18 protein-coding genes are annotated in these 22,884 nt (G+C 70.2%); 14 read left to right on the top strand and 4 right to left on the bottom strand.

The window, feature by feature from the left end; genetic code table 11:
- Positions 1–113 precede the first annotated feature (113 nt).
- The 3 genes from J2853_RS01715 (at position 114) to sepH (ending at position 4,983) form a co-directional block, all read left to right on the top strand.
- Positions 114–1,304 carry an MFS transporter gene (locus J2853_RS01715; RefSeq protein WP_307554211.1) on the top strand — a complete coding sequence of 397 codons (1,191 nt, stop codon included), beginning with the start codon at positions 114–116 and terminating at the stop codon, positions 1,302–1,304.
- A gap of 140 nt (positions 1,305–1,444) precedes the next feature.
- Positions 1,445–2,761: a D-arabinono-1,4-lactone oxidase gene (locus J2853_RS01710; protein ID WP_307554209.1), complete on the top strand. Its 1,317-nt coding sequence runs from the start codon at positions 1,445–1,447 to the stop codon at positions 2,759–2,761.
- Between the two features lie 569 nt (positions 2,762–3,330).
- A complete protein-coding gene (gene sepH, locus J2853_RS01705) occupies positions 3,331–4,983 on the top strand; it encodes a septation protein SepH (protein WP_307554207.1) in 1,653 nt (550 codons plus the stop codon).
- A gap of 152 nt (positions 4,984–5,135) precedes the next feature.
- Here the strand turns inward: sepH and J2853_RS01700 are convergent, their stop codons facing one another.
- A complete protein-coding gene (locus J2853_RS01700) occupies positions 5,136–7,136 on the bottom strand; it encodes a PH domain-containing protein (RefSeq protein ID WP_307554205.1) in 2,001 nt (666 codons plus the stop codon).
- Positions 7,133–7,741, bottom strand: coding sequence for a PH domain-containing protein (locus tag J2853_RS01695; RefSeq protein WP_307554203.1), 609 nt, complete (start codon positions 7,739–7,741; stop codon positions 7,133–7,135). Before J2853_RS01695 ends, J2853_RS01700 begins: the two co-directional genes overlap by 4 nt.
- A gap of 152 nt (positions 7,742–7,893) precedes the next feature.
- Here J2853_RS01695 and J2853_RS01690 point away from each other — a divergent pair, with 152 nt between their 5' ends.
- From J2853_RS01690 to J2853_RS01675, 4 genes are all read left to right on the top strand, one after another.
- Positions 7,894–8,865, top strand: a complete 972-nt coding sequence (locus J2853_RS01690; protein ID WP_307554201.1) for an ATP-binding cassette domain-containing protein — start codon at positions 7,894–7,896, stop codon at positions 8,863–8,865.
- Complete coding sequence (locus J2853_RS01685; RefSeq protein ID WP_307554199.1) at positions 8,862–9,668, top strand: ABC transporter permease; 807 nt, start codon at positions 8,862–8,864, stop codon at positions 9,666–9,668. Before J2853_RS01690 ends, J2853_RS01685 begins: the two co-directional genes overlap by 4 nt.
- A 109-nt stretch (positions 9,669–9,777) precedes the next feature.
- Positions 9,778–12,909, top strand: coding sequence for a DEAD/DEAH box helicase (locus J2853_RS01680; protein WP_307554197.1), 3,132 nt, complete (start codon positions 9,778–9,780; stop codon positions 12,907–12,909).
- A gap of 1 nt (position 12,910) precedes the next feature.
- The gene (locus tag J2853_RS01675; RefSeq protein ID WP_307554195.1) at positions 12,911–13,132 is read left to right on the top strand and encodes a hypothetical protein; all 222 of its coding nucleotides are present in this window, start codon (positions 12,911–12,913) and stop codon (positions 13,130–13,132) included.
- On the opposite strand, the gene J2853_RS01670 is transcribed toward J2853_RS01675, so the two are convergent.
- Positions 13,129–13,404 (bottom strand): hypothetical protein, encoded by a 276-nt coding sequence (locus J2853_RS01670; RefSeq protein WP_307554194.1) that lies wholly within the window; start codon positions 13,402–13,404, stop codon positions 13,129–13,131. The two genes, J2853_RS01675 and J2853_RS01670, sit on opposite strands and share 4 nt — an antisense overlap.
- Positions 13,405–13,617: 213 nt before the next feature.
- Between J2853_RS01670 and J2853_RS01665 the strand changes: the two genes are divergently transcribed.
- From J2853_RS01665 to J2853_RS01650, 4 genes are all read left to right on the top strand, one after another.
- Positions 13,618–14,091, top strand: coding sequence for a YbhB/YbcL family Raf kinase inhibitor-like protein (locus tag J2853_RS01665; RefSeq protein WP_307554192.1), 474 nt, complete (start codon positions 13,618–13,620; stop codon positions 14,089–14,091).
- Between the two features lie 183 nt (positions 14,092–14,274).
- On the top strand, positions 14,275–15,804 hold the full coding sequence (locus J2853_RS01660; RefSeq protein WP_307554190.1) for a hypothetical protein: 1,530 nt from the start codon (positions 14,275–14,277) through the stop codon (positions 15,802–15,804).
- 72 nt (positions 15,805–15,876) lie between these two features.
- Positions 15,877–18,123: a SulP family inorganic anion transporter gene (locus J2853_RS01655; RefSeq protein WP_307554189.1), complete on the top strand. Its 2,247-nt coding sequence runs from the start codon at positions 15,877–15,879 to the stop codon at positions 18,121–18,123.
- A 68-nt stretch (positions 18,124–18,191) separates the two neighbouring features.
- A complete protein-coding gene (locus tag J2853_RS01650; RefSeq protein WP_307554187.1) occupies positions 18,192–19,187 on the top strand; it encodes an NAD-dependent epimerase/dehydratase family protein in 996 nt (331 codons plus the stop codon).
- Positions 19,188–19,551: 364 nt separating this feature from the next.
- Here the strand turns inward: J2853_RS01650 and J2853_RS01645 are convergent, their stop codons facing one another.
- Positions 19,552–20,007: a hypothetical protein gene (locus J2853_RS01645; protein ID WP_307554185.1), complete on the bottom strand. Its 456-nt coding sequence runs from the start codon at positions 20,005–20,007 to the stop codon at positions 19,552–19,554.
- 174 nt (positions 20,008–20,181) lie between these two features.
- On the opposite strand from J2853_RS01645, the gene fxlM reads away from it, so the two are divergent.
- The 3 genes from fxlM to J2853_RS01630 all read left to right on the top strand — a co-directional run bounded on the left by fxlM (position 20,182) and on the right by J2853_RS01630 (position 22,882).
- Positions 20,182–21,354 (top strand): methyltransferase, FxLD system, encoded by a 1,173-nt coding sequence (gene fxlM / locus J2853_RS01640; protein ID WP_307554183.1) that lies wholly within the window; start codon positions 20,182–20,184, stop codon positions 21,352–21,354.
- A 167-nt stretch (positions 21,355–21,521) separates the two neighbouring features.
- Positions 21,522–22,205 carry a TetR/AcrR family transcriptional regulator gene (locus J2853_RS01635; protein ID WP_307554181.1) on the top strand — a complete coding sequence of 228 codons (684 nt, stop codon included), beginning with the start codon at positions 21,522–21,524 and terminating at the stop codon, positions 22,203–22,205.
- A gap of 227 nt (positions 22,206–22,432) precedes the next feature.
- On the top strand, positions 22,433–22,882 hold the full coding sequence (locus J2853_RS01630; protein ID WP_307554179.1) for a DUF4352 domain-containing protein: 450 nt from the start codon (positions 22,433–22,435) through the stop codon (positions 22,880–22,882).
- Positions 22,883–22,884 lie beyond the last annotated feature (2 nt).

Raw genomic sequence — 22,884 nt, 5'->3', positions numbered from 1 at the left:
AGCCCCAACGGCCCACCATCTGGGCCATTGTCCGGAAATCACTTGCCGGGCAGCGGCTTTGTGCGGAATCGTCGGTACGCTCCACGCCGCAGGTGCGTGAAAGAGGAGAATCAGTGGTCGGGCCATACCGGGGGCTGTTCAACGCACCCGGCGTCAAAGGTTTTGTCATCGCCGGGTTCGTCGGGCGGATGCCGATGTCGATGCTCGGCATCGGCATGATCCTGCTCATCGAGACCCTCACCGATTCGTACGCGATGGCGGGCGCGGTGGCGGCCACCTTCAACGTCGCGTTCGCCGTCGCCGGGCCCCTGTCCGCTCGCCTGGTGGACAGGTACGGCCAGGCCAGAGTAATCGTCCCGCTCGTCCTGGCGCACGGCGCCGCGCTGACAGGAATGATGCTCTGCGCGGTGTTCGGGACACCCCCATGGACCCTGTTCGCCGCCGCCGTCGCGGCCGGCGCGACCGCGATCTCCCTCGGCTCGCTCGTGCGCGCCCGCTGGTCGCACCTGCTGGCCGGGTCCGCCGGGCTGCACGCGGCGTTCTCCTTCGAGTCGGTCGCCGACGAGGTCATCTTCGTCGGCGGACCCGCGCTGGTCACCCTTCTGGCGACCATGATCAATCCCTACGCGGGACTGATCGTGGCCCTGGTCTGCACGATCGGGGGCACCCTCGCCTTCGCCCTGCAGCGCGGCACCCAGCCGCCGGCCCGCCCCGGCGACCGGAACTCGGGCAGTCCGATCACCATCCCGGGGGTGGCCCTGCTGTCCTGCTCCTTCCTGGCGATGGGCGCGGTGTTCGGCTCGGTGGATCTGATCACGGTGGCGTTCTCCGAGGAACACGGCGCCCTGTCGGCCGCCGGGCTGCTGCTCGCCGCGTTCGCCGGGGGAAGCCTCGTCTCCGGGCTCTGGTACGGCGCGCGGCAGTGGAAGATCTCCCTGCGCCAGAGGTTCGTCCGCGCGCTGGCGGTGTTCGCGCTCGGACTGGCCCCGATCGCCCTCATCGGTGACATCAGGGTCATGGCCGTCGCGCTGTTCCTCGCCGGGCTGGCCATCTCCCCGACCATCATCACCGGCTACACGCTGATCGAGCGACTGGTCCCGACCCACCTGCTCACCGAGGGCATGGCGTGGATCTCCACCTCGGTCGGGTTCGGCGTGGCGCTCGGCGCCTGGGCGGGCGGCAGGCTCACCGACTCGTTCGGCGCTTCCAACGCCTACGGCTTCTCCTTCGCCTGCGCCCTGCTGGCCGTGGCCATCGGCGTCGGCGGCTCCGCCTGGCTGCGAACCCCTGTTGCCCAGCAGTAATCATGAGTACTGTTCATGTTCACTGGCGGAGCGAGCGACCCGGCGAACGCGGCGGTGCGCGGCATGGACCGCGGTCAGGATGGTGACGCCTCACGGCCGCACCGCGAAAGCCGGGTGACACCGGCCGGGCGGGAGGAAGCATGAGCGAGGTCTTCTCCAACTGGGCCGGGAACCAGGTCTTCTCCCCGGCGGAGGTCCGCACGCCCTCCTCGGCGGAGGAGGTGGCGCGGGCCGTACGGGACGGCGCCGCGTCGGGGCGCAGGGTCCGCATGATGGGCACCGGCCACTCGTTCACCGGAGTCGCGCTCACCGACGGCCTCCTGCTGCGGCCGAACGCGCTGACCGGGATCCGCGAGGTGGGCGACGGCTGGGTGACGGCCGCGGCCGGGACGACGCTCGACGCGCTCAACGAGGAACTCGACCGGATGGGCCTGGCCCTGGCGAACATGGGCGACATCACCGCCCAGACCCTCGCCGGAGCCATCCAGACGGGCACCCACGGCACCGGCAGGGAGACCGGAGGACTGGCCGAGGAGGTCCTGGCCCTGGAGCTGGTGCTCGCCGACGGCGAGATCGTCACGGTGCGCGGGGACGGCGACGGGAAGATTCGCGACGAGGTGAGCGAGCGGGACCTGTTCGACGCCGCCAGGGTCGGCCTGGGCGCGCTCGGCGTGGTGACCGCGGTGACCTTCCGGGTGGAGCCGTCGTTTCTGTTGCGCAGCGTCCGGCAGCCGATGGCGCTGACGGAGATCCTCGGCTCGCTCGACGCGATCATCTCGGGCAACGAGCACCTGGACTTCTTCTGGCTGCCGCACACCGACACCTGCCTGACCAAGCGCAACAACCGGAGTGAGGGACCGCCCGATCCCCCGAGCGCGTTCAGGCACTGGCTGGACAACACGTTCCTGGAGAACACGCTGTTCGGCGCGTTGTGCGGCGTCGGCAGGCGCTTCCCCGGCGCGATCCCCCGGCTCAACGCGATCTCGGCGGCGGCGCTCTCCCCATCGGCCCACACCGACACCTCGTACAAGATCTTCACGAGCGTGCGGGACGTGCGGTTTCTGGAGATGGAGTACGCCATCCCGCGCGAGCACCTCGGCCAGGCCCTCCGTGAGACCCGCGACCTGGTGGAACGGCGGAACTGGAAGATCACTTTCCCGATCGAGGTGCGGGTCACCCCGGCCGGCGACGCGTGGCTGTCCACCGCCTACGGCAGGGAGTCGGCCTACATCGCCTGCCACATCTACCGGCCGACACCGAACGCGGCCTACTTCGAGGAGGTCGAGGAGATCATGGCGAGACTGGGCGGCCGTCCGCACTGGGGCAAGGCGCACACCCGCGACGCGGCCTACCTGGCCACGGTCTATCCCCGGTTCGCCGACTTCGGGGCGCTCCGGGACCGGTTGGATCCGCAGCGCGTTTTCACCAACGACTACCTGGGCACCGTTCTGGGTTGACCCCCGCCTCCGCCGAGCCCCCGTTCCCCGAACCGACCGCTTCCCGCAAGCTTTCGGTAAAGGGGAACGCAAAGGCTCCCTCGAAGAGTGACGCGTCCGCGTGTCCTGTTGTTCCTGTGACGCCGGTGACAGGCAGATTCGGCAAACGCCCCGCGCCGCTCAACCCCGAGGGAGTCCGCTGGAGATGACATTCTCCCGCCGTCCAGGCCCGCCGTCACCGCCCGTCGCCACGGGTGGCGACGGCCTACCTTCGCACACCTTCGCAATCGCGATATTTCACCCGAGGGTTGGCGGGCCGGGCTCACCACCATCTTCCAGCTCTTGGTCGAAGTCCACAGCGGTATCCGGAGTTATTCGCGAGAATCCGATGAGGACCGCGAACTTGCTGCTCCATACCGGTGTCCTGTAAGTAGATGAATGGAGCAAATGTGACCGGCGTCACATCGCTGCGAGCCCCATCCAGGAAGGCGATGTTCGGACATGCCGGGTACGGTGCTGGCAGGCAACCGGCACACGCGAGAGACTCAAGGGTCCGGGGGAAGATTGAGCACGACGACGAAGGGACTCGCATGCAGGAGCTCCGACTCGTCGCGGTGAGCGAGGACGGGACCTACCTCGTGCTGGCGACAGCCGGCCGGGGCACCCGGTTCACGCTGCCCGTCGACGACCGGCTCCGTGCTGCCGTCCGCGGCAACTTCTCCCGTCTCGGCCAGTACGAGATCGAAGTGGAGAGTCCGTTGCGCCCCAAGGAGATCCAGGCCCGGATCCGTGCCGGCGAGACCGCTGAGGAGATCGCCGCCACGGCGGGCATCCCGGTCGAGCGCGTGCGATGGTTCGAGGGCCCCGTGCTCCAGGAACGTGAGTACATGGCTCAGCAGGCGCAACGCTGCGCCGTGCGACTGCCGGGTGACTCCGCTCCCGGTCCTACCCTCGGCGACCTCGTCGCCGAGCGGCTGACCCGTCGCGGCGTGCCCGCCGACGAGATCGAATGGGACTCCGCCAAACGGGACGACAACCTGTGGCGGATCAAGCTCGGTTTCGTTTGGAACGGTCATACCCGTAACGCCGAATGGATCTTCGATCCGCGCCGGCGCCACATCACGCCGCACGACGACGAGGCCATGCGCCTGTCCGCGGGCGAGTACGTCGAGCCGCCCGAGGACAGCACGGTGACCCCATTCGTGCCGCGCGTGGCCAAGCTCGCCCCGGTGCCGCCGCTGGCACCCGAGCCGCTGAACCAGCCACCGGTGTCCTTCCCCTCGGTCCTCCGGAGCGAGCCACCGGCTCCGTCGCGGCCGGCCTACGCCCAGACCGAGCCACCGGCCCAGTCCCGGCCGGTCTACGCCCAGACCGAGCCTCCCGCGGCCTACCAGCAGCCGCCGATGCCCCCGCTCCCGCCCGGCTACGAGGCGCCGAGGGTGTCGGTGCCTCCGCTGCGCGCTCCGGACCCGTCCGGCTACGAGCCGGACAGGACCTCCGAGCCGGTCCGGCCGCCGGAGCCCGTCGCGCCCGTCGCGCAGGTCTCCGAGCCGGTCGCGCGGGTCACGTTCCCCGAGCCCGCGCCCGTGATCGCGGAGCCGGCACCGGTGACGCCGGAACCCGCCCACGCCGTGGCGGAGCCCGCCGTGCGGGAGCCGGTCCGGCCCCCGGAGCCCGTCCGCCCGGCGGAACCCGTCCTCGCGCCCGTCGTGGCCGCCACGCCGGAGCCCGAGCCGGTCGCCCGGGACGTTCCGGAGGCCGCCGCGACGCCGGAGCCTCCGGCCGCCCCTCCCGCCCCCGCCGAGGTCAGGGCCGAGCCCGAGCCCGTCCGGGAGCAGCCCTCACCCCCCGAGGTCGTCGCCGAGCCGGCGGCCCTCGTGGCGGAGAGCGCGCCCAAGGCGAAGGAGACCCCCGCTCCCGAGCCCGTAACGGTGGAGGCCCAGCCGGCCCAGGAGGGTCCGGTGGCCGTACCGGCGGCACGCGTCAGCGTGGACAAGGCCTCTGCGGCCGAGCCGGTCAAGGAAGAGACACAGGGGGACACGGGGGCAATGCAGGAGACCGAGGCCGAGAAGCCCGCGGCGGAGAAGCCCGCGGAGTCGCCGAAACCCGTGGAGCCGCCGAAGCCCGCCGAACCCCCGAAACCGGCACCGACTCCGGCGCGGCCGGCCAAGAAGGCCCGGGGCCGGCGCGCCTCGGTGCCGACCTGGGACGAGATCATGTTCGGCGCTCGCCGCCAGGACTGACCGCACCACACGAAGCGGGGGTGACCGGTGTTCCGGTCACCCCCGCTTCGCCGTACAGGCGGGCGTGTCCGCCGCCTCCAGGGGTTTCCGGGGACACCCGGGGGCCTTCCGGGGCCTCGGGCTTCTCGGAGGTCTCCGGGGCGGCGTGAGCCTCAACGAGCCCGGAGGTCGCGATCGGCCTCCGGGGCCCGAGCCGCTTCGGGGGTGACGAACGAGGCGAACCAGTCGGGTGTGACCTCGGCGGCGAAGGCCACTCCCTGCGCTTCGCCGACGTCGAGGGCGGAGTAACCTCCCGAGCCCGCGCCCACCCCGGCGACGACGGTGAGCACTCCCGCGCGCCGCTGGAACCAGGTCTGCCTCAGCGTCCAGCCCACGACCGCCCGTTCCTCCACCACGGCCTGGGAACGGCGCAGCGAGCCCGAGCGGACCGACAGGCGGGTCCCGTCGTAGGTGTGGCCGAGGGAGCGGTAGCGGTCCAGGCCGAGCGGGATGCCCAGCAGCGCGCCGATCGCGGCCGGCACCGCGAGCCACCACCAGTACGTGGACCACTCCAGCGCGGCGGCCGAGGCGCAGGCGACCACCACCAGCCAGGGGAAGATCGCTCTGAACAGCCGTCGCCTGCGTGCCGCCGCCGGATGCGGCCGAAGCCCCGGGGGGACCGCGCCGATCGCCTCGCTCACCACGTCGAGCACGGTGTCGCGTGGCACCACGGGCAGCAGCTGGCCCCGGGTCGCCGAATCGCCGAGGCCGGTCACGATCGCCCACGCGCGGGCGAGTCCCACGCGGCGCTCGATCAGCCCCTCGACCAGCTCGAACCCCCGCACCCTGCGCCGCTCCAGCGACACGCTTCTGCGCGTGATCAGGCCGCGCTCGGCGACGAGGTATCCCTCGCGGCCTCGCAGGGTGAAGTCCCAGTTGAACACGCCGTACATGATCATGCCGACGACCGGCATGGCCAGAACCAGCACCAGCAGGGCTCCGACGAGGAGAGCCGGGTGTCCCCAGAGCCACTCCCCGGCGTTCACCACGAGCCGTCCGTCGATCCTGAGCTCGCTGCCCCACTGGAACGCCAGGCCGACCGCACCGGCCAGCAGCGCGAAGGGGGTCAGCAGGTAGGCGCCGGAGAGAGGTCCGTAGGCGAGCCACTTGCGCGGCAGCACGAAGAACACCCGTTCCGGGGTCGTGTCGCCGACCTCGTGGCCGACGGTGGCGTGAGCCGCGCTCTCCGGCGTGCCGGGGAGCGCGGGAAGCGCACCGGACGCGCCGGGCTCCGCCGCCGGGAGGGCGGATCCCGCCCCGGGAACGGTTCCGCGTGCCTGAGCGCGCCTGGCCATCCGGGCGCGGGCGTGCCAGAGCAGCACGGCCTTGAGCCGCTCCGCCTCCGCGACGGTGACCCCGTTGAGCTCGCCTTCCTGCTTCTCGTCACCGCTCGCGCCGGTGTCGATCCTGAGCACGGCGATGCCGAGCAGGCGGTGCAGCGGCGGCGTGCTGACGTCGACGCCCCGGATCCGCTCCAGCGGGATCGTCCGTACCGACCTGCTGACCAGCGACCGGCTGAGCTCCAGCCGGTCGTCGACGATCCGGTAGGTGAAGGTGGCCCAGCGGACGGCGGCGTAGGCGACCGAGCCGATTATTCCCAGCGCGGCCCACACGAACGAGCGGGGCGAGAACCCGCCGAGGAACAGGACACCGGCCAGCGGCAGGAAGAGCGAGGGCAGCATCCGGATCGGGTCGGTCAGCAGCACCTTGGGGCTGAGCCGCAACGGCTCACCGGCCGGCAGGCCGTACGCCCACGCGTGCGGCCCCGCCGGCGCCTCGCCGTACCCGCCGATCGGCGACGCCTGCCCGCCGTCGGGCACGGCCCGCTCCCCGGTCCACTCCCCGGCCGGCACCACCGGCGCCTCGCCGTTCCCGCCGTCAGGCGCGGCCCACGCCTCGCCCGGCACGGCGCGCACATCCTCGCGCCCGTCGCCCGGTACGGCGCGCACGTCCTCACGCACGTCCTCGCGCCCGTCGTCCGGTACGGCGTCCTGCACGGCGTCCTGCACGGCCTCCGGGGCCGGTCCGGGGTTCTCCCGGTCTCGTCCGGGGCCGAGGTCTTCGGAGGGGGCCCGCCGTCCGGGAAGGGGCCGCTCGCCGGGAGGTTCGGTCATGTCGCGTCGTCCCTGAGCTCCTCGGCCCGGCGGGCGAGCCCTTCGGCCAGTCCTGCCGCGACCTTGTAGTCGAGACCCTTGATCGTGGACGAGCCCGCGTGGGAGGCGGTGCGGATCTCGACCGTGGCCAGACCCAGCATCCGCTCGATCCAGCCCTGTGCCTTGTCCACCGTCTGGATCCTGCTGACCGGGACGAACACCCACTCCCTGCTGATCCAGCCGGAACGCGCGTAGACGACGTCCTCGCTGAGCTCCCACCGGTGCACGGCGTAGCGCCAGAACGGCTCGATGATCGTGCCGGGGGCCAGGAGCACCGCCACCAGCACCGGCAGCCACCGGATGTTGTCCACCGCCCAGCCGGGTAGCCAGGACCACCGGTCGCCGTCTATCCACCCGGCCAGGAAGTAGGAGCCGCCGACCAGGAGGACGGCCCAGAAGAGGGCTTCCAGCAGCCACAACGCGATGGCCTTGCGGGAGACCGGGTTGGCGGGGTCGCGCAAGGGGACACGACCGCGCCCCGGGACCCCCCTGCCGCGCTCACTCCCGTGATCGGCTGGCGCCGCCACGTTCGTGAAATCCCTGTGTTCGTCGGCTCGGTCGCTCACGCTGTCAGCCTAAACGGTCTTGTCCGGACGGGCCTCCCCCCAAATCGGCGATCTGCCGGCCGGCCCTCGTCGGCGGCCGCTCCGTGCCCGGAGAAATGTCGGTGGGGCCGGGCATCCTGGGGGGCCGGGAAAACAAAAGAGAGGTGCCGCCGATGCGATATGCCATTCAGGCAGAAGGTCTGGTGAAGCGATACGGGGAGACCCGGGCCCTCGACGGGGTGGATCTCGTCGTGCCGCAGGGGCGGCTGCTCGGAGTCCTCGGACCGAACGGGGCGGGCAAGACCACCGCCGTGCGCATTCTGGCGACACTGCTGAAACCCGACGAGGGCACGGCCTCGGTCGGCGGGTTCGACGTGACCAGACAGGCCCATCAGGTGCGATTACTGATCGGCCTCACGGGCCAGTACGCCGCGGTGGACGAGATGCTCACCGGCGTGGAGAACCTGATGATGATCGGCCGCCTGCTCGGCCTGTCGAGGGCCGACTCCAAAGCACGGTCGGCCGAGCTGCTGGAGCGATTCGACCTCACGGCCGCCGGCGGACGGGCGACCAAGACCTACTCGGGCGGCATGCGCCGCCGCCTGGACCTGGCGGCGAGCCTGGTGGGGCGGCCTCAGGTGCTGTTCCTCGACGAGCCGACCACCGGGCTCGACCCTCGCAGCCGCACCGAGCTGTGGAGCGTCGTGCGCGGCCTGATGGCCGACGGGGTGACGGTGCTGCTCACCACCCAGTATCTGGAGGAGGCGGACCAGCTCGCCGACGACATCGTGGTCTTCGACCACGGCAAGGTGATCGCCTCCGGCACCTCCGACGAGCTGAAGGCGACCACCGGGGCACAGGTCCTGGAAGTCCGTCCGCTCCAGGCCGGCCACCTCGACCTGGTCGCCAAGGTGCTCGGCGACGTCCTGGGCGAGGCTCCGAGCCTCACCGGCGGAAAGGCCGTGACCTCCGTGCACGACCCCGCGGTCGTGCCCGTCATCGTGCGCCGCCTCGACGACCTCGGCATCGTCGCGACCGAGCTGGCGCTGCGCAAGTCCAGCCTCGACGAGGTGTTCCTGGCCCTCACCGGGCACCCCGCGGAAGCCGAACCGACCTCCGAGACGAAAAAAGAGGCCCTCATATGACGACGCTGACGGCGACGATGCCCGCCGGAGCCAAGCGCGTCACGCCGCTGGCCACGCTGCGGCAGACCATGACGCTCGCCTGGCGGAGTCTGGTCCAGATCAAGCACAACCCGTGGGAGCTGCTCGACCTGAGCATCCAGCCCATCATGTTCCTGCTGCTGTTCACCTACGTGTTCGGCGGCGCGATCTCCGGCTCGACGGGCGATTACCTGCAGTTCGCCCTGCCCGGCCTTCTGGTGCAGAACGCGCTTTTCTACACCCTGTCCACGGCGATCGGCCTGAACACCGACATCACCAAGGGGGTCTTCGACCGGCTTCGCAGCCTGCCCATCGCCCGCACCGCCCCGCTGTCCGGACGGATCATCGCCGACACCGTCAAGCAGGTGTGGGCGTTCGTCCTGCTGGTCGTGTTCGGCATGGTCCTCGGTTTCCGTGTCACGACGAGCGTGCTGGGCGCCCTGGGGGCACTGGCGCTGCTGGTGGTGGTCTCCCTGGCGATGTCGTGGATGTCGGTGCTGATCGGGCTCAAGGCGTCCAGTCCGGAGAAGGTGCAGATGATCTCCTTCTCGACGATGATGCCGCTCACGTTCACCAGCAGCGCTCTCGTGCCCTCGGACACCTTCCCCGGCTGGCTGCGGACCTGGTCCGACATCAACCCCGTCACGCACCTGGCCGACGCCATCCGCGGCCTGCTGATCGGCGGAGAGGTCGCCGGGTCCACCCTCGTCTCGCTGCTCTGGGCGGCCGGTTTCGCCGTGGTCTTCGCGCCTCTGGCGATCCTCGCGTTCCGCAGTCGCGTCTAACCTTGCCGGAGCGTCCTGCCGGGAGGACGCACCCGCGCGTCGCGACACACGGTGAGGTCGCGCCATGGGTGAAGCCGCGATACACGATGAGGAAGAACGGGGTGGTTGCGTGCTCGTGATCCACGGTGCATGGGTCGACGGACGACTGGGGGTCTGGGCGGAGGACACCGCCCGGGCCCCCGGCCCCGTCTCCCGGGCCGCGCTCCGCCCTCACCCGTTCGCGGCTCCCACGACCACGCTGGTCGCGGCCCTCGACGCGACGGCCACGCGTGAGGCGGGTCCCGCGGAGCCCCTTACGAGGATCACGGCTGGAGCCGAGGCGCGCGAGCTCGCCATCCGGCTCCCCGGTTCGGCCGCGGGCCCGTCGCCCTCTCCCGAGTCCGGCCTGACGAGCCGGGCACGGAGCCCGAAGATGTCCACCTGGCTCGTCCCCGCCCTGCTGCTCCACCCCGTTGACGCGTTCTCCCTGTTCGGTTCCCTGTCCGATCCGGGCCCGGGCTCCTCCGGCATCGACCCGGACGCCGGCTTCGGCCCGCGCCCGGACGCCGGGTCGTCCGGCGGCGGCTCCGGTTCCGGCATCGACGCGGGCGTCGTGCGCGAGGCCGTCGAAGAGCCCGAATGGGGGCCCGGCCTCTCCCTCCGCTACTTCGCCGTGGTCGCCGAGCAGGCGCGCGGCCTGGTGCGACGCGGCCGGATCCTGCCCCAGCTCGTCGTCGAAGACGGTGAGCACGCGGCCCGCTGGCGACCCGTGCTCACCGGCGCCGACCTCGTCCTGGTGGCCGACCTCGCCGCCGCGATGCCTCCGGTCTGCAGGGCCGTGCCCGAGGAGAGGCCCTCCTCGCACGTGCTGCGCGAGGCGCTGAACGGCCTGGCGGACGGCGCGGCCCGCCTGTCGCTGCCCGACCGGCTGATTCTCAGCGGCCGTCCGGGGCTCAAGACGGCCCTGCCCGACCGCTGGCTGTACGCGCTGACCGGCGAGGACGCCTCGCTCCCCGGCGCCAGACCCGCCGAGGCCGTGGCGCTCGGCGACGCCCTCGCCGGGTGGTTCGCCTCAGCGCACGAGCTGGACGGGCCGGTCCGGGCCTGTTTCGAGCTCGTCGAACCCGGCGGCGACGGCGAATCCTGGAGGGTGGAGTTCGGTCTCGCCCCGGCCGGCGACCCTGCCGGATACCTGTCCGCCGACCGGATCCGGGCCGGAGAGCGTCCTTCCTGGCTTCCGGAGCGGCCCATGGAGCTCCTCCGCACCGACCTGAACCGCGCCGTACGCCTCCACCCCGATCTCTACACCGCGCTGCGCACCCCCGAGCCGTCCAGCCTGAAGGTCGAGACGGCCTGGGCCTTCTCCTTCCTGCGCAACGGGGCGCCCATGCTCAGGGCCGCCGGGTACGGCGTGCGGCTCCCGGCCTGGGCCGGCCGTCAGGGACTGGGCCTGAGGCTGACCACGCGCGCGGTCGCCGACGACGACGCGTTCGGCCTGGACAAGCGGGTGAGCTTCCGGCTCGACGTGGCCATCGGCGACCACACGATCAGCGGAGAGGAGCTGGCCGAGCTGGCCCGGCTCAAAATCCCCCTGGTCCAGGTCAAGGGACAGTGGGTGGAGCTGGACGACCATCAGCTCAAGGCGGCGCTGAAGATCGTCGAAGAGCGCGGCGACGGGGAGCGGACCGTCAGCGAGGTGATCCGCGAAGTCGTGGAGGGCGGGGAGGAGGAGTTGCCGCTGGTCGCCGTCGACGCCGACGGGCTCCTCGGCGATCTCCTCTCCGGCGAGGCCGACCGCCGCCTCACCCCCGTCGCCGTGCCACGGGCCCTGGCGGGGACGCTACGGCCCTATCAGGAGCGCGGCCTGTCCTGGCTGAGCTTTCTGTCCGGGCTGGGCCTGGGCGGCATCCTCGCGGATGACATGGGGCTCGGAAAGACCATATCCACCCTTTCGCTGCTGCTGTCCGAACGGGAGAGCGGCGCGCACAGCCCGACGTTGCTGATCTGCCCGATGTCGCTGATCGGCAACTGGCAGAAGGAAGCGGCCAGGTTCGCCCCCTCGCTGCGGGTCTACGTCCATCACGGCGCGACGCGGAGGCGGGAGGAGGAGCTCGCCGCGACCGTGCGCGAGGCCGACCTGGTCGTCACCACGTACGGCACGGCACTGCGGGACCTGGGAGCGCTCGCCGCGCTCGAATGGGGCCGGGTGGTCTGCGACGAGGCCCAGGCGATCAAGAACAGCTCGGCGCAGCAGTCCCGGGCGGTGCGATCCATCCCCGCCCGCACCCGGCTGGCGCTGACCGGCACGCCGGTGGAGAACCACCTCTCCGAGCTCTGGTCGATCATGGAGTTCTGCAACCCCGGCCTGCTCGGCCCGGCCAAGCGCTTCAGGCGTCGCTATCAGGACCCGATCGAGACACGGCGCGACGCCGACGCCACCGACGCGCTGAAGCGGGCCACCGGGCCGTTCGTGCTGCGGCGGCTCAAGACCGACCGGTCGATCATCTCCGACCTGCCGGAGAAACTGGAGATGAAAGTCTGGTGCACGCTCACCGAAGAGCAGGCGAAGCTGTACAAGGCCGTGGTGAACGACATGCTGGGCAGGATCGACGGCTCCGTGGGCATCGAGCGGCGCGGCAACGTCCTGGCCACGATGACCCGGTTGAAGCAGGTCTGCAATCACCCCGCCCATCTGCTGAAGGACGGGTCACGGCTGGCGGGACGGTCGGGGAAGCTGGCCCGGCTGGAGGAGCTGGCCGAGGAGATCCTCGACGAGGGCGACAAGGCCCTCGTGTTCACCCAGTACACCGAGTTCGGCTCCCTCCTGCAGCCCTACCTGGCCGCCCACCTGGACCGGCCGGTGCTGTGGCTGCACGGGGGACTGCCCAAGAAGAGGCGTGACGCGCTGGTGGAGCGCTTCCAGGAAGACGACGAGCCGATGCTGTTCCTGCTCTCCCTCAAAGCCGCCGGGACCGGCCTCAACCTGACCGCCGCCAACCACGTGATCCACGTGGACCGGTGGTGGAACCCCGCCGTGGAGAACCAGGCGACCGACCGGGCCTTCCGGATCGGCCAGACGAAAAACGTGCAGGTCAGGAAGTTCATCTGCGTGGACACCCTGGAGGAGCGGATCGACGAGATGATCGAACGCAAGAAGTCCCTCGCCGAGAGCGTGGTCGGCACCGGCGAAGACTGGATCACGAACCTGTCCACCGACCAGTTGCGCGAGCTGTTCCAGCTCGGTCCCGGGGCGGTCAGCTGACATGGAGCCCACCATCGCGATCGACGACGTGCCGTTCGACGAGCGGCTGAACGACTTCTACTCCCCCTCCGTCTCCCTGAACCGGCTGCGTCCCCGGCCGGACGCCGCGGCCGTCCCCGCGGACCTGCTGCTGCGAGCGCTGGAGCCGCCCCCGGTCAAGGTCCGGCACATCCCGCTCGTCGACCTGCTCAGGAAGCCCTACCGGGAGCTGAGCGGTGACTAGCCCCGTTCTTCCCGCGCCGGTCGCGTCACGACCTCGGCCGGTGCCCGCCGACCGGCCGGGGTCGCGCAGCCGGAGGGCGGGGCCCGCAGCGCGCTTCCCATCGCGTTCGGCAGATGATCCTTCCACATCCCGGCGGCCGGCCGGGCGATCGACACGACCCGTCTCGCGCCGGGAAGCGGCGGGCGGGAAAGGGCGAACAGGTGATTTCCCGTGATCTTCACGGTCTCACGACGGCCGCGGGCCTCCACGGGATCGAGCGCGACGAAACTCATTTCAGTGTCCCCTCCCACCCCTTCCGTCCCTCGATTCTGCCCGATTCCCGAGTATTTCCGCCCGACGGAACCTCGCGATCGGGTCTGCGCATCCGCCAGAGACGCGTAGCATCATCGGGCATGGGGCAGCCAAGCACGTCTACGCGCCGCCCGCGGCAAGCCGCCAGAATGGCGATGGCCGCGGCGGTTGTCGTCGTGTCCTCAGGTTGTGGCATGTTGGGCAGCACCGCTTCCGCAGAGCGGTTGCAGCTTGAGCTGATCAGCGTCTCAAGCCCTCGGGTGAGTGACGGTGATCCACTGCCGGCCGACTATTCATGCAAAGGCTCGGTCGGCAACCCGCCGTTGCGCTGGTCGCGCGTGCCGGACGACACCACGTCCGTCGCGATCGTGACCGACAGCACCGGGCGCACCGGCGGCGAGGTGAACTGGGTCGTGTTCGACATCGACCCCCGCACCAACGAGCTGGCGGAAGGCAGTGTCCCAGTGGGAGCCGTGGAGGGGCGCACAACGAGTGGCAAGGTGGGCTACAGCCCGCCATGTGACGCCCAGGAGACTTATCGTTTCACCGTCTATGCACTCAAGGGCAAGCTCAACCTCAAAAAGGGCGAAGCTCTCGACCAGACCTTGAAGAGCATCGCGGCGAAGACGATCGCCTGGGGGCGACTCACCACGACGCACATTGAGTGACAGGCCAAACACCGGAGGTAGTAATGGTTACCAATTCTTCACTTAGGGTGTGACAACGCTCATAGTGGTCCGACACAATCAGATCCAATGTCCGAGCGCAGGTGATCCAAGGGGGCAGGTCGCGTCGATGGCCGCGCGATCTCACCGGCGCCGCTGGAAGGCCATGGCCTTGAGGGTGGTGCAATGATCGCGGTCGTAGTAAGTCTGGTCGCCGTCGTGCTCCTCGTGCTCGTCGTCGTGGCACTGGGAATGCGGTCGATGAACCGCAGAGAGAGCGCGCTCCCCGCGGAGCGTCTGCGGGAGATGGCGGAAAAGGAGGCGCTGACCCCTACCCGGTCCAGCGATGACTTCGCCACCAGAGAGCCCAGGATGGGCCACTTCACTCCCGACCTGACCCCGTTCGACGAGCCCAAGCCGCCACGCCAGCCACGTCCGCCGAGCTCGCGCGGCAAGCGCGGCATGAACGAGTTCGGTCAGGCCGACGACTATGACGACGACTACTGGACGCGGCTCCAGGCCGACGAGGGCGGCTTCGGGGGCTCCCTGGCGGCCCGCATGGGCGCGAGCCGTCCCGTCGAGCAGGATCAGCCCCAGGCGGACGCCGACGCGGTGACCGTGCAGGCGCCCCTGCCCGTCAGGCCGCAGGCTTCCCGGCCCGCTCCCTCTCCGGAGCCCGCCGTCGCCTCGGCCTCCCTGCCTTCGAATCTCACCGACCTGATCGCGGCGGTCCAGCCGAATCAGGCCCCCACGACCTCCTCGCTCGCCGAGCAGAAGACGGTCACCTTCGCGGCTCCCACCCCGGGCGCCTTCTCCCCCGCTCCGACCCCCGGCACCTTCGGCGACAGCCGTCCCCAGCGGTCGAGTTCCCGCCGGGGCGGCGGCAGAACCCCCGCCCAGGGCAACGGCGCCCCTTCCAGGCCCGACCCGTTGAGCGACCCGCTCGGCGGCTCCTACTCGCGCGGTGGCGGCAGAGGCGGCAGAAGCTCCACGACCGCCAGCGGCGCGATGCCCGCGCTCGGCGCCACCGGTGGCCCCTCCGGCCCGAACACCGGCCCGGGACCGCTTCCCCACATGCCCCCGATGGGCCCCACGACCAGCGGCGGATTCCCCGCCACCCCGAACGTCGACCCGCTCGCGGCCTCGTACAACACCCGCCCCGAGCCTCGCCGGGCCCAGCCCGAGCCGCCCAAGCCCATCTCCGACAACCCCTGGGCACAGGCCACGGCCCCCCAGTCCGGAGGCTGGCCCGCGACTCCGAGCACCGCCGACATACTGGACGACCCGGGACCGTCGTCCTACAACTCCTACCAAACACCCGTGTACAACAACCCCCCCGCCTCCGCCTCCTACGAGGTGAGCGCCGGTTGGGCCACCATCGAGGAAGACTCGATCACCGGGCCGACCCCGGCGGTCTCCACCCCGACCGGGCCCTCCCGGACCGTTCCTCCCCTCGAGCGCCCGGCCGACCCCCGGTCCGGGGCGACCGGAGGCTACGGCTACGAGCCTCGCCAGGCCACTCCGGGATCCCCGGCCGCCTGGCCCGAGCCGCCCGTCCCGCCGGGTAGCGACGGGGCCAGCTGGCCCACCTACGGCGATCTCTACGGCGCCGGTCCCGAGGCCGCCGCCCCCGCTCCCAACGAGCGCGACCGCGCGAACTCCAGGGGCAACCACCACCGGTCACAGGAGCCGGACTACCCCGACTATTACCGCTGATTCTCCCCGCCCTCCGTAAAAGCTTTCGATAACGGCTTAAGCGGCGGGGGGCGGCAACGTACGGTCTCTTTCATGGGGACGGACACAAAGAGCGACACGGCGCTCACAAAAAGTAACATATCTTCCGTGCTGCGATACGATCTGCCCGCCTCCCTGGTGGTCTTCCTGGTGGCGGTGCCTCTCTCGCTGGGCATCGCGATCGCTTCGGGAGCACCGCTGGTGGCAGGGCTCATCGCCGGCGTGGTAGGCGGCGTGGTGGCGGGCTTCCTGGGCGGTTCGGTCGTCCAGGTGAGCGGGCCGGCCGCCGGCCTCTCGCTGGTGGTCGCCGATCTCGTCATGACGTACGGCTGGCGGGCCACCTGCATGATCACTTTGCTCGCGGGGGCGTTACAGCTTCTGCTCGGGGTGTTCCGGGTCGCCCGCTCGGCCCTGGCGGTCTCACCCGCCGTGGTTCACGGCATGCTCGCCGGGGTCGGCGTGGTGATCGCGCTCTCCCAGCTGCACGTGGTGCTCGGCGGGAGCCCTCAACGCTCCGCGATCGAGAACCTGATCGAGTTGCCGCAGCAGATCATCGACAACCACAACCACGCGGTCTTCGTCGGCCTGCTCACCATCACGGTCCTGGTCGCCTCCACCCGGCTGCCCCAGCAGCTCCGAATCATCCCTGCGCCCCTGACCGCCCTGCTCGCCGCCTCGGTGACCGCCTGGGCGTTCGACTGGGATGTCACCCGGATCGACCTCTCCAAGAGTCTGAGCGAATGGGCCAGCCCGGTCTGGCCTCAGGGCGACTGGCACGGGATCATCGCGGCGGTGATGCTCGTGGCGCTGCTGGCAGGAGTGGAGTCGCTGCTCTGCTCGGTGGCCACCGACAAGCTGCACGACGGCAAGCGGTCCGACCTGGACAAGGAGCTCACCGCCCAGGGGGTGGCCAACATGGTGACCGGCGCGCTGGGCGGCCTGCCCGTGGCCGGAGTCATCGTCCGCAGCACCGCCAACGTCCGCGCCGGGGCTCGCAGCCGCTGGTCCACGATCATGCACGGCTTCTGGATCCTGGTGTTCGCGGTCTTCCTGGGCTGGACGATCACCCTGATCCCAATGGAGGCGCTGGCCGCCCTGCTGGTCTTCATCGGCATCCAGATGGTCAACATGGGACATCTCCGCAACCTGCGCGGTCACGGCGAGATCCCGGTATACGTGATCACGATGGCCGGGGTCGTGCTCCTCGGCCTCGCCGAGGGAGTGCTGCTCGGCCTCATCCTCGCCGCGCTGCTCGCGCTGCGCCGCCTCACCTGGGTGACCGTACAGGTCACGCCCGAACCCGACGGGCACTGGCGCGTGCTGATCGGTGGCTCACTGACCTTCCTCGGCGTGCCCACGCTCACCTCCCAGCTTCACTCCATCCCCGCCGGGGCGGCGGTGGAGCTGGACCTGAACATCGACTTCATGGACAACGCGGCCTTCGAGGCCGTCCACGCATGGCGGCACGAACACGAGCGCGGCGGCGGCACCGTGGACATCGACGAGATCCATGACGAGTGGTACGCGATGGCCGCCAGCGGCGCCCGGATGTTTCCGGCCAAGACCCCGCCGCGCGCCCCGGACCGCTGGTGGCTGCCCTGGTCCCACCGGCGCTACAGCCGGGCCTCCGAAAATTCGCTGGTCCCCGCTCAGCACGTGCCGGCGGAGGACGCTCGCGCCGCACCCGACCTGCTCGCCGGAGCTCGGGAGTTCCACCGGCGTACGGCCCCGCTGATCCGCCCGCTCATGCACGAGATGGCCCGCAAGCAGGACCCCTCGCATCTCTTCATCACCTGTGCGGACTCCCGGCTCGTGCCGAACCTGATCACCGCCAGCGGTCCCGGCGACCTGTTCACCGTTCGCAACATCGGCAACCTGGTCCCCCGGAAGGGCTCGGCTCACTCGGACGACTCGGTCGCCGCGGCGATCGAGTACGCGACGAACGTCCTCAGCGTCCGGACCATCACGGTCTGCGGCCATTCCGGCTGCGGGGCCATGGCCGCGCTGCTCAGCGGGGGCGAGAAGACCGTGGAAGGGTCCGCGCTCTCCCGCTGGCTACGCCACGGCCACCACAGTCTGGCCCAGTTCGTCACCACCGAGAGCGACGGAGCCGACGACGGCCCGCTGGACCGCCTCTGCCGGGTCAACGTGACCCAGCAGTTGGAGAACCTACGGACCTACCCTCAGGTGGACGAACGCTTCCGCTCCGGAGACCTGGAGCTGGTGGGCGCCTACTTCGACATCTCCACCGCCCGGGTCCACATCCTTCAATCACCGCCGATCTCGGCCGGTCCGCCCTGAGCGTACGGCTTGCGCCAAGGGTGAAAGCTCATGGCTCCGCTCTGGCGTGAAGAGAAGGATGAGGCGTTATGAGAACTCTGGTTATCGGCGGTTCGGTTTTCCTCGGCCGGGCGATCGTCGAGGAGGCGTTGCGGCGCGGACACGAGGTCACGACATTCAACCGAGGCAGGAGCGGGGTGACCGTACCCGGGGTGGAGGCGGTCAGAGGTGATCGCGAAATACCCGGGGATCTGGAACGACTGACGGCAGGCCGCGAATGGGACATCGTGGTGGACGTCTGCGGGTACGTCCCCCGGGTCGTCGGCGAGTCGGTGCGCGCGCTCAACGGCAAGGCCGCCACCTACGCGTTCATCTCCAGCATCTCGGCCTGCGCCGACTGGCCGGGCCTGCCGGAGACCGACGAGAGTTCGCCCCGGTTCGAGTGCGCCCCGGACGCCGGACCCGACGACGGCGACTACGGCACGCTGAAGGCGGGCTGCGAGCGAGCGGTGGAGCAGGGTTTCGAGGGCAACGCCCTGATCATCGAGCCGGGCCTCATCCTCGGCCCGCATGAGAACGTCGGCCGCCTGCCCTGGTGGCTCGATCGGTTCTCCCGGGGCGGGCAGGTCCTCGCTCCCGGCGATCCGAATGTGGCGATGCAGGTCATCGACGCCCGCGACATCGCCGCGTTCACCTTGGCCCAGGCCGAGGCCGGGGTGAACGACCGGTTCTTCACCGGTGGGGTCCGGGGCAACATCACCTTCGGCGACTGGCTCGCCGAGTGCCGCGCGGTGACGGGCTCGGACGCCGAACTCGTCTGGGTGGAGGATCGGTTCCTGCTCGACCGGGAGGTGGGATCCTGGGTCGAGCTGCCCCTCTGGGTCCCCGAGGGCCCCGAACTCGCCGGGGCCTGGATGTCCTCGTCCGCGAAGGCCCACGCGGCCGGGCTGCGCTGCCGCCCGGTCGCCGAGACCATCCGCGACACCTGGGCCTGGCTTCGCGAGATCCCCTCCGAGGAGCGCGTCTTCGGCAGGCAGGGCATCGACCCGGCGAAGGAGGCCAAGCTCCTGGCGGAATGGGCGTAACAAACCGGTGCCCACCCGATTCACCCGAGACCGTCGCCTTTCAGGTGGCGGTCTCGGCGCGAGCGGAAAAAAGGGAATCGCCGGAGCGGCGATCGGCCCGGCGGAACGAACCCCGCGCGCAGCGAAAGTGCATTTCTCCACATACAGAGTGCGGTTATCTGAATATATTCACCGCTGTCCGGCTCCATCCCCCGAATGCCGGACAGCGGTCCACGCTCCCAGGGCCGTGGGTGGAGGGTGGCCGATGCCGCCCTCCACCCGCATCGGGTCATTCCGGCCGCGAGGAGAAACCCCTCCCGGATACGGAACGACAATTCCCGGCGATGCCCTTGTCAGGGGCGCGGCGAAGGCCGGTCGCCACGGCCTATCCGCGGCGCGTGTGCGCCATCGTCCAGTTGGTCTCCCAGGTCTTCTCCCCGTCGACGGAGAAGGCCTGCTCCCACAGGGCCGTGGTCGGCGTGATCTCCGACCACACGTAACGTGCCCGGATCGGGGTGCCCTCGTAGGTGTCGTCGCCGTAGAACTCGCCCCTGCCGTCGGCGAACCTGCCAAAAACCGGCTCCTGGAGCGTCCCGAGCTTGCTGTTGACCCAGTAGATCCCCCACTGCTCGCGGGCGGGGTCGAACACTCGGAGCGTTATTCCCGAGAAGCCCTTGGTGGGAAAGACCATCTCGTCGAAGATGCCCGCACCGTCGAAGAAGCCGCGGCAGGTCGAGACGGCCGGGAACTCGTCCCATTCGGTGCTGCCGGTGAGCGGCTTGACCAGCCTGCGGTTGACCACGTCCCACTCGCCGTGCAGAAAATCGAAATCGCTGTTCATGTCCTGAGCATAGGGGTCCATACTGACACCTTCACCCGAAAAGATACGGATCTCCATCTGCGCATTCCAAACAGGATGAAAGTCAGTATTTCTCACATTCTCTCCATATTGACCAAAGTGCATAATTAGTACACAAATTGGTATAGGTAGAGAACCTTGGCATGGAGGTCGACGATGGTCGAGTGGCAGGAGCCCCGGGAAGAGCTGGTCGCGCAGATGCGCACGCGTGGAATCAGCCGGATTGTGGCAGATGCCTTCCGGACGGTGCCACGACACGTGTTCCTGCCGGATCTTCCCCCGGAGACCGTTTACCGGGACGACGCGATCGTGACCAAGCGCGACGCGGACGGCCGGGCGATCAGCTCCTCCTCGCAACCGGCGATCATGGCCTTGATGCTCGACCAGCTCGGGGTGGAGCCGGGACAGCGGGTGCTGGAGATCGGGACCGGAACGGGCTACAACGCCGCGCTGCTCGCCCACCTGGTGGGACCCGAAGGCCAGGTCGTCAGTGTCGACATCGACGCCGACCTGGTTGACCGCGCTCGGGAGCACCTGATCGACGCAGGCCGTCCCGAGGTGACCGTGGTGTGCGGCGACGGCGCCGAGGGGTTCGCGCCGGCGGCCCCCTACGACCGGGTGATCGCCACCGTCGGCGTCTGGGATCTCTTCCCGGCCTGGCTGGACCAGCTCGGCCCCGGCGGACGCGTCGTCGTGCCGCTGGACGTGCGCGGCGTGCAACGCTCGGTGGCCATGGAACGGGCGGGCGGGCACTGGACGAGCCATTCGGTGGTGCCCTGCGGCTTCATGCGGATGCGAGGCCCCTTCGCCGGCCCGGAGACGACCCTGGTGCTGGACCGGGCCTCCGACCTGACGATCTCCCTTCCCGGCCCGGGTGAGGTCGGCGATGTGCCGGGCGCGCTGGAAGGCCCCTCGGTGAGGATGCCCGCCGAGGTCGGCGTGAGCCGTACGCAGCTTCTCGACGGGCTGAGCCTGTGGCTGGCGATACACGAGCCCCGCTGGTGCATGCTGTCCGAGGCACAGCCCGGCCGGCTGGCATCGCCCCCGCTCACCCCTTCGGGATTCAGGATGGCCATCGGAGTCATCGACGGCGACAGCCTCTCCCTGCTGGAAGCGGAGGCGGACGACCTGCTGATCGCGCGCGGCTACGGGCCGGAAAGAACGCGGCTCGCCGCCGATCTCGTCACCCACGTCCGGTCCTGGGACACGGCGAACCGTCCCATGACGACCGGACTGCGCATCGACGCCTATCGTGAGGCCGCGCCCCGCGAGGGGCTGCTCGTCCGCAAGCGGCACACCACGCTTGCCCTGTCGTGGAGCGCCGGCTGAGCTTCACCCCCGCGAACCGGTCCCGGAGCGGTCTGGACGGGGTCGCGGCCGAGCGTCGGGACCCCCGCCCGCGTGGTCGAGCGCCAGGCGTTGGCGAGCCCGTCGCCGCCGGGAGCCCCACAGCGGACAGCTTGGACCGATGGGTCCATTTTGGATAGTGTGACTCCATGTCAAGGCAGCTCACGGCGTACGACGCCAAGCGGCCCGCGCTGACCAAGCGCGGCGAGGCGACTCGGCGGCGGATCCTGGAAGCCGCCACCGACCTGATCTTCGATCAGGGGGCGACCTCCACCACGCTCGACGAGGTCCGGGCGGTCACCAGGACCAGCAAATCGCAGCTCTACCATTACTTCGCCGACAAGTCCGACCTCGTACGCGCCGTCATCGAGCACCAGACCCAGCGGATGATCGACGCCCAACGCCCGCTGATCGACGAGATCGAGTCCTTCGAAGACCTGGTCGCCTGGCGCGATCACCTGGTGACGTTGCAACGGGATCGCAGATGCGGGGGCGGCTGCCCGCTCGGTTCGCTGGCCGGCGAGCTCGCCGACGTCGACGAGACGGCGCGCCTGGACCTGGTCAGAGCCTTCGACCACTGGCAGGGCCATCTCCTGCGCGGACTGACCAGGATGCGTGACCGCCGGGAACTGCGCGCCGACGCGGACCCCGACGCCCTGGCCACCGCGATCATGGCCGGGCTCCAGGGCGGTTTCCTGCTCTCCCAGACCATGCGCAGCGCCCGCCCTCTCGCCATCGCCCTCGACGCCGCGCTGACGTACGTCCGCTCCCATCTCGCACCCGAGACCCGCTCGTCGGGCCTCCAGACCCGCGATTCGGAACGGTCCAGGTAGACCGCCCCCTGCGGAGACCACGGGATACGGGATCCGACGCGGCCACAACTCCTTCACGGAACCTGGGCCATCCACGCGACCGTCTTTCGCGTCTCCTCTTCGCCCCGATTTCCTAACCAGGAGTCGTCATGCGAAGGTTCGTCCCCCTTGTTCTATCTCTTTTTCTTGTCGCCGGATGCTCTGGCAGCGGGGCCGCCGCGCCCCCCGTACCCCCGGTCGTCCCTTCGGTGCGGCCCAGCCCGACACCCTCCCCCACCCCCACACCGAGCACCCTGCCCGCGGTCGGCAGCACCCAGGAGACGCGTGACGACGACTCCGTCTCGAAGATCTCCGCCTTGCGAATCCGGTCACTGAAGCCCATATCCAAGGCACTCAGCCGCCCCGGCCACGAATATCTGGCGTTTGACGTGAAACTATGCGTACCGGAGAACACGCGCGAGCCCGTCACGGCCTTCGCGGCACCCTGGATGCTTTCCTTCGCCGACGACTCGACGACCATGGCGTCGATCGCGAGTCCGAGTTGGTTCGATGTCCCGATCTACCCCCAGGTCCAGGCGGTACGGCCGGGGGACTGCGTCCGCGGCTGGATCCCGTTCGAGATTCCCGAGGACAGCGAGCCGCGCACGCTGCTCTATCAGCCGAGCACCGGAAACACCCTGGAATGGCGACTGGAGTAGTG

The sequence above is a fragment of the Streptosporangium lutulentum genome, assembly GCF_030811455.1.
Taxonomy (GTDB): domain Bacteria; phylum Actinomycetota; class Actinomycetes; order Streptosporangiales; family Streptosporangiaceae; genus Streptosporangium; species Streptosporangium lutulentum.
The sequence above is the reverse complement of the archived record's forward strand: the minus strand, read 5'-3'. Positions and strand labels throughout refer to the sequence as shown.